The organism is Microcoleus sp. T3_D1, from assembly GCF_036700405.1.
Taxonomy (GTDB): domain Bacteria; phylum Cyanobacteriota; class Cyanobacteriia; order Cyanobacteriales; family Microcoleaceae; genus Microcoleus.
This window is the reverse complement of sequence record NZ_JAUBOV010000147.1, coordinates 1-7,982: the sequence shown is the minus strand read 5'-3', so window position 1 is coordinate 7,982 and position 7,982 is coordinate 1. Positions and strand designations below refer to the sequence as shown.

General features: G+C 47.6%; 3 protein-coding genes and 1 pseudogene. 3 read left to right on the top strand and 1 reads right to left on the bottom strand.

What is annotated here, in order from left to right; genetic code table 11:
- The 3 genes from QT992_RS32455 to cruF all read left to right on the top strand — a co-directional run.
- Positions 1-2,429 (top strand): filamentous hemagglutinin (locus QT992_RS32455; RefSeq protein WP_333342884.1); only part of this gene is annotated, 2,429 nt, incomplete at its 5' end.
- A 119-nt stretch (positions 2,430-2,548) separates the two neighbouring features.
- On the top strand, positions 2,549-5,164 hold the full coding sequence (locus QT992_RS32450; protein WP_333342885.1) for a CHAT domain-containing protein: 2,616 nt from the start codon (positions 2,549-2,551) through the stop codon (positions 5,162-5,164).
- Between the two features lie 135 nt (positions 5,165-5,299).
- The gene (cruF, locus tag QT992_RS32445; protein WP_333320983.1) at positions 5,300-6,241 is read left to right on the top strand and encodes a gamma-carotene 1'-hydroxylase CruF; all 942 of its coding nucleotides are present in this window, start codon (positions 5,300-5,302) and stop codon (positions 6,239-6,241) included.
- 217 nt (positions 6,242-6,458) lie between these two features.
- Here cruF and QT992_RS32440 read toward each other — a convergent pair.
- A pseudogene (locus QT992_RS32440) lies at positions 6,459-7,895 on the bottom strand (flavin monoamine oxidase family protein); the annotation flags it as partial.
- Between the last annotated feature and the right edge of the window lie 87 nt (positions 7,896-7,982).

The window sequence follows — 7,982 nt, the reverse complement described above, 5'->3', positions numbered from 1 at the left end:
TGGGTTTGAGATTTAGAGAAAATCCCGGCACAATTGTTAACTCTTCGCAAGCAATCGGCCCCACACCAACCTTACCGTCATTGCCCGTAGAAATTCCTGTTTATAACAAACTTGGTTTAGCAGTAGACCCCGGTCAAACTTTAGCATTAGTTGGCGGTGACATTCAACTACAAGGCGGAAATTTAACAGCTTATACCGGACAAATATTGCTGGGAAGTGTGAAAAGTCCAGGTTTAGTACAATTTGAACCAACAGCTTTAGGTGTGAATTTAAACTACGGAAATATTCACAACTTCGGCAATATTGAAATGAACGGTGCATTTATAAATACCAGCGGATTAGGAGGTGGAAAAATTGATATCAAAGGTGGGAATGTCACCGTTAGCAGTTCGGGAATTTATAGCCTGACGCTGGGAAATCTTGATGGTAGAAGCATTGACATCAATGCTCAAAAGTTGCGAGTAGATAGAGGGTCACAAATTTTCACCCCGACAGTGGGAGATGGGAAGGGGAGCGATACCAACATCCGTGCTACGGACTCTGTAGAAATAAGCGGGATTGGCTTTGAGAGCTATCAACAATTTTTAGTTAATTATCGGACATTGAGAACTATCGATCCTTTCGATCCACAAATTGTTCTGAGCGCTAGCACTGTTGGCACTGGAACTGCTGGAGACATTGCGATCGATACTGGACGCTTGCTGATGCGGGATGGAGTAGTAGCAGGTTCAGTCAGTTTTGGTACGGGAAATGGGGGAAATATCAACATCCGTGCCAACGTTTTCGATCAGGCTGGTTCTACGCTCAGCAGTGGACCATTACTGGGTAGTGGTGGCACAGGAGGAAACATTACCGTTGCTGTCCAGAAATTAATCGTGCGCGATGGTGCTATTCTCACCACTACCACCACCAGTGAGGGATCATCAGGGGATATCACTATTAAAGCGGCTGAATCAGTAGAAGTCTTAAGAACTCCCGCTGGGAGTGTGCTGCAAACTTTGATCAGCGCCGCCTCTATAGATCCCAATGGGAAAGGTAGAGCCGGGGATATTACGATCGACACCAAGCGATTGATGATTAACCAAGGAGCCGGAATTGCTGTATCGAGCGGTGCGACTATTGGCAATACTCTCTTTTCTAATGGGGGCCCCGGAGGTAATTTGACCATTAGGGCCTCTGAGTCGGTAGAGTTAGCAGGCATCTCTGGACTTTTGGCAAATGGACAATACAATATTAGTTTCCTCGCCAGTGAAACCAGTGGCTCTAATCAGGGAGGCAATATTGACATTGCCACGCCCGTGCTGACTGTGCGGGATGGGGGAGTAATTTTCATGTCTGCTTTTGGTACGGGAAATGCAGGCAGCATCACGATTGATGCCGATCGCGTAGAAGTGAGTGGCACTGCTCTTGACGGTCAATTGATTAGTCAAATTGATGTTTCGGCGGGCAATTTCCTCGGTACTGCCATTCCTAATGCTACGGGAAATGCGGGTTCAATGAATCTAAATGTAGGTCGATTGATTGTTCGAGATGGTGCAGCGATCAACGTCCGGGCACAGGGTATTCCTAATGCTGGTAATCTCACAGTTGTAGCTGATTCAATTGCCCTTGATAACAAAGGCAGTATTAATGGCACAACTGACTCTGGTGGTGGGGGAAATGTTAACATCAGGGCGCAAGATATCCAATTGCGACGCGGTAGCAGAATTACAACGGATGCTGGTATTTCTGACGGTGGCAATATCAGAATTAATAGCGATATTTTGGTAGCTTTACCGCGAGAGAATAGTGATATTACTGCTAATGCTCGCACAGCGAGGGGGGGACAAGTTACGGTCAATGTACCAAATATCTTTGGCTTTACAAGCCTTAACCGCGACCAAGCTAGGAGTAGTTTAGGACTGACTAATGCTGGATTTGCAGCGTTGCAAGTAAGTCCGACTTCTCTAATTCCTACCAGCGACATCGCCGCCATTTCCCAAAGTGGTGGCGCGGCTTTGCAAGGGGCGGTAACATTTAGTTCTTCTGGAGTCAATCCCGCTCAAGGTTTAGTCGAACTGCCACAAAATGTGGTCAATCCGACTGCGTTAATTGCTGCAAATCCCTGCACGCAAGAGGCAGGGAGCGCATTTACCGCTACTGGGAAAGGAGGAGTGCCATCGAGTCCTAATGATGCCCTCAGCACCGCTCCAGCGCCGTTTCCTTGGGTAGAAGAGGCAGGAAGTTCGGCAACGAGCAATGTAGAGGGTTTAACCGATGTAACCGATCGACCGAAGAAGGCAGAAGCGGAAATCCCCGATCGGGAAGTTGTTCCGGCGCAAGGTTGGGTGGTGAATGCGAAAGGAGAAGTTATGCTTGTTGGATATAATCCGGGTAATGCTGCTGACTCTCGCAATCCTCGACCGAGTTCTGGTTGTGTGCCGCGTTGAAATTAGCTTTTTTTTACCGCAGATGTAGGCGGATTAACGCGGAGTAAGGCAGATAAAGAATAAGATGTATTTGGGTTAATTAGTAGGTGTGTCTGCGGTTGTAATTTTATTTTCTAACTATGAAGTTTACCCGATCGCTCCGGCAAGTAATTCTGTTATTTGTGATTTCCTGTCTGCTAGCAGTGGCGATTCCCCCCGGAATTGCTCAGGTTAATCCACCACAAGCGGTGCAGCTTGTCCGACAAGCTCGAACTCTGTACCAAGAGGAACGTTTTTCGGAAGCTGTACCTTTGTTGCAGCAAGCGGCGGCGCAGTTTGAGGCAAAAGGTGAAAATCTCGATCGCGCCACAGCTTTGAGTAATTTAGCTGCAACCTACGGGCAGTTGGGGCTTTGGGAAGAAGCAGAAAAAGCTGTAAATTCGAGTTTGTCGGCTGTGCGAACACAAGCCAACACTCCCGAACAGCAGCGGATTTTGGCTGAAACTCTCAACATTCAAGCACAGTTGCAACTTGAAAGGGGGCAGACTCAAGATGCGATCGATAACTTGGAGTTAAGCGCTAAAATTTTCGAGCAAATTGATAGAAAGAACCAACTTTTTCAAGTTCAAATTAATCAAAGTCGGGCTTGGGAAACTCTCGGACTTTACCCCAGGGCTTGCAAAATGCTGTTAGCTTCTTTCAAGTTGGAAAACCAAACTTGCGAAGTTTCGGCAGCGGGTTTGGAAACTTTGAAAAATGGGTCGGTTTCTCTCGAACAAGTCCGGGCAATTCATGCTTTAGGGCGGGTACTGCGGGTTTTGGGACAACTGGAACGATCGCAGGATGTGCTTTCGGCGGGACTCGAAGCAGCCCAAAAATTAGGTAGCCGATCGGAGGAGGCGGCAATTTATCTCAATCTGGGCAATACGGTACGGGCTAAAAGCAATAAACCGGGTTTGACACCAGAACAGCGGGGTGATTGGGAACGCTTTGCCCTAGAGTATTATGGTCGATCGGCCCAGGCGATGCCGGATCGCTCGCCCCTACAAATTCAGGCAAAGTTAAACCAATTGAGTTTGTTGCTCGATCGCCAAGATTGGTCGGAAGCAGAGGCTTTGTGGCGTTCTCTCGAACCTCAAACCGCTCAATTTGGGTCGAACCGCGCCGGACTTTACGCTCAAATTAATCTAGCTCAAAGCTTGATGAAATTAGCTCAGTCGCCTGCGAAAACTTTGAGTTTAAGCGAGATTGACACAATGCTCGATCGCTCTCTCGAACCAGCCAACAGTTTGGGCGACAAACGAATACAAGCTTATATTCTGGCAGCGAAAGGCAAACTATCGGAAATCCAACAGCAGTACCAGACAGCGGAAAATCTCACAACTGAGGCTTTGAGTTTAGCACCGGCGTTTCAATCTCCCGATATTGCTTACCAATTGTTTTGGCAACTGGGACGGATTCGGAAAGCTCAGGGAAATACAGAAGGGGCGATCGCTCAATATACTCAAGCTGTGAATGTACTGTCTTCTCTGCGGGGCGATTTGGTGACAGTCAATCCCGAAGTGCAATTTTCGTTTCGGGAAAGTGCCGAACCGGTTTATCGGGAATTAGTCGGGATGCTTTTGCAAGAGGAATCTCCCAGTCAAGCTAAATTGAAACTAGCGCGCCAAACGGTGGAATCTTTGCAGTTGGCGGAATTGGACAACTTTTTTCGGGATGCTTGCGCTGATGCTAAACCAAAGTCGATCGAGGAAATCGATCCGACAGCGGCGGTGATTTATCCGATTATTTTGAGCGATCGTTTGGAGGTAATTTTGTCAATTCCCGGCAAACCCCTGCGCCGCTACGCTACGAAGAAGTCTCAAGCTGAGTTGGAAACTGCCTTCAGACAAGCCAAAAATACCATCAGGCCTGCTGCTTTCCCCCGCGACAGGAGGCTACCCGTCGAACAGGTTTACGACTGGTTAATCCGCCCCGCAGAGGCGGATTTGACCGCCGCCGGGATTAAAACCCTGGTATTTGTGCTCGACGGTAACATTCGGAATCTGCCGATGGCTGTGCTGCACGACGGTGAAAAGTTTTTGGTAGAAAAATACAGTATTGCTTTGGCGCCGGGATTGCAATTGCTGGCACCGAAACCGCTGAACAAAGTCAAGTTAAAAGTGCTCACCGCTGGCCTCTCCGAAGCGCGTCAAGGCTTCTCGGCTTTGCCGGGGGTGAAGGAGGAAGTTCAGCAAATTGCAGCCGAGATGCCGGCGAGTTCGCTGCTAAATGAAGATTTTGTCAGCGGGCGATTGCAGGATCGAATTAAAGCGGTGTCTTACCCGATCGTCCATTTGGCAACTCACGGTCAGTTTAGCTCGAATGCGGCGGATACTTTTATTGTGACTTGGGATCAGAAAGTGAATGTTAAGGAGTTCGATCGACTGCTGCGAGCCCGCACAGGGGAGAAACAACAGCCGATCGAACTTTTGGTTTTGAGTGCTTGCGAAACTGCTTCGGGCGATAACCGCGCGGCTTTGGGTTTGGCCGGGGCGGCAATTCGATCGGGTGCCCGCAGCACCGCCGCCACCCTTTGGCAAGTCAACGACGAATCTACAGCTATCTTTATGACTGAGTTTTACAAGCAACTGGCTTCTTCTAAAACCAGCAAAGCTGAAGCCCTCCGCAACGCTCAATTAACGCTGTTGCAAAACCCACAGTATCAGAATCCGTATTTCTGGGCACCTTTCGTGCTTGTGGGCAATTGGCAATAAGGCAGGCGATTTGGGATTTGAGATGGTGGATTTTAGATTGGGAAAGACTGATGCTCTATTCGTGTTGGTTTTTTGTTAAAGATTGTAAACTGTTAACGAGTGCTTTCTGCATCTAATATTTTTTCGAGGAGTCCCATGAAGCAACTTTTGATTGCTGAGCGCTTTTGCCTAATTGCCCACGTCTTGTCAATGGCTTTTGGATTGGCAGGGTTGCTGCTGATTTTACCCCGTCCCGAATTGGTGATGAATTTGCCACCAGCAGGGCAAACGCTATTCCAGTGGGGGATGGCTGGGGGTGGAGTAGTTTATATCATCTTTGGTGCAGCAGCAGTTGCTCTGTATGCCTTGCGGACATTGGGTTGGGGTGCAACTCTGGCTTTTTTAGTGCCTTCTGTGTTTTTGTCCTTGAGTAGCGAGTTGTTGGGAACGAGTACGGGTTTTCCCTTCGGGCACTACCATTATTTGAGCGGTTTGGGCTACAAAATTGCAGGGCTGGTTCCGTTTACAATTCCCCTCTCGTGGTTTTATCTGGGACTGGTTTCATACATAATTGCTCGCGCTGGAGTAGCTGGTGGTAAAGGTGAACTCAACTGGGTGCGCCAAATAGGGGCGATCGCCCTTGGTGCTTTGCTGCTAACAGCTTGGGATTTTGTACTAGATCCGGCGATGAGTCAAACTTCTGTGCCTTTTTGGGAGTTTGAGGAACTTGGGGCTTTCTTTGGGATGCCTTACCGCAATTTGGCTGGCTGGATGGGTACGGGGGCGCTATTTATGTCTGTAGCAGCTTTCTTGTGGAGAAAAACACCGATTAAATTAGAGCGATCGGAATTGGGTTTGCCCTTAATTGTTTATTTGGTAAACTTTGCTTTCGGAGCAATTATCACTGTAGTTTCCTTGGATTCTCGGTTCTGGTTCCCGACATCGCTAGCGGTGCTTCTGGGTGTAGTTCCGGCGATCGCGTTAAGCTGGATCGCTAAACCCGCAACAGGTGACGTAACCGAAACAATGCCGTCTTTGGAGACATCTGTTCTCACGGCCCAAATTCCACCTCAGCCCGTGGGCGTTTTGCGTAAGTGAGTTGCTAGTGAGCAACCCCGGCTGATTTAGCAAAAATTTACACTAAATTTTGAGCTAGTTGAAAAACCCGGTTTTTACAAGAAACCGGGTTTTTCAGCTATACAGTATTTCTTCTGTTTTCCAAATCTTTGTAACGGGCAACAAATTGTTAATCAAGTTGCTGCCGATTGTGATAGAAAATTACCTCACGGATAGAGCAAAATTGATGAAATTGCAATTAAGGCCCAAAATAGTAACTTTTATCCTTAACCCACTCGGGTCGAGGCAAGCCAAATTTAGTTTCCAAAACCATTTCAGCCGTGTTCAGTGCCCCTTCAACCCAGCCCTGATTTTCAGAATAGCAATCGCCACAAAGAAAAACATTATATCCAGCTACAGGCTGGCGGATGCGCGGCGCAACTTCCCAACTGCGGACGTGAGGATTCCAAAAATACCAGGCTCCGCCAAACGGGTCTTCCATCCAATCGTGGTAAATTGCTGCGTAGGGGTCAGGGATTTCACAATTGTGCATCTCTTTAAGTTGCCGCTGGATCTCCATCACCATATCGTGAGGTGCTAACAGACTTTGTTTCAGTTGACCTCCGTGACGGCCCATATAGGGCGGATTGTGCAGTCCGAAGCGATCGGGTTGCAAATAACCATCCCAGAATGAGGCAGCGCGGTCATCATTATAGCTAGCCATCATTAGCGACATTCCTTTGTTTTGCCCTTCTGTCTCAGTACCGACGTAATAGCACTGTCGCAGCGGCAAGTCAGTGTCAGAACGACCCTTCTCAATCTTCGGAGAAAGTTCTTGCCACCAAGGTCGATCGTAACTGAGAAAAAGTTTACTAGAGGCCTGAGCGGTGACAGTTGCCAGATCCTTCTTAAACTGTGGGTTGAGGAAGATGAAGCTATCAGGATCGAGTAGTTCGAGCGATCGCTGCGGCATTGCCAAAACCACATAACGCGCATATTGAACGCTGCGAATCGGGTTGTCGGGTGCGCCGACAGTCATGGCAATTAGTTGTTCTCCGTTATATTCCTCCACCTGTAACTTGTACAGCTTTTTGTTAGTTATCACTTCACCGCCCATCTTGATAAATTCAATCGCAAGGGTTTCGGGGATCTGCTGGTAGCCTTTATTTAACTTAAAATATTTATCGTCAGCATAGTTCCGCAAAAACTCTAGAAATGCGCCGTAGGAACTCCAGTTTCCGTATATCGAGAAATAGCCACTGGCAGCAATCACGAGATTGTAAGCTTCTATACTCAACTTACTAGCTAGCAAGTTCCAAAAACCAGTTTCATAGAGTGGCTGGTTGTACAGTGGCTCATCCTTAACCCTAGCGTTACGGAGAAACATGATTAGGTCTGTACCGGACAAACCCTTAGCTTCTGGGACGAGATTGTAAACTGCATTGGTCACTAAATCGATTGGATAGGTGCCTTTCTCTTCATCCGTGAGGAAATACGGTACTTTTTGGGGATTAGGGTAATCATCAAAGCTGAATCGCTGCCGTCGCAGATATTGAATATTGTTAGCAAAGTTGAATGAGCTGACCTCTAGGTTCAGTTCATTTGTACACAAACCATAAACATTTTGCTGAGACTGGAGAAAGCGCATTCCGCCCATTTCAGCCGGAATATTGGGTAATCCAGGCATATTAATTGACCAGAGCCGACCAGGGTAAGCTCATCTAATTTGGTATAATATGAACTTGACAAAGTTAACAAAATAAGCATAAGAGACTGTGTAGAC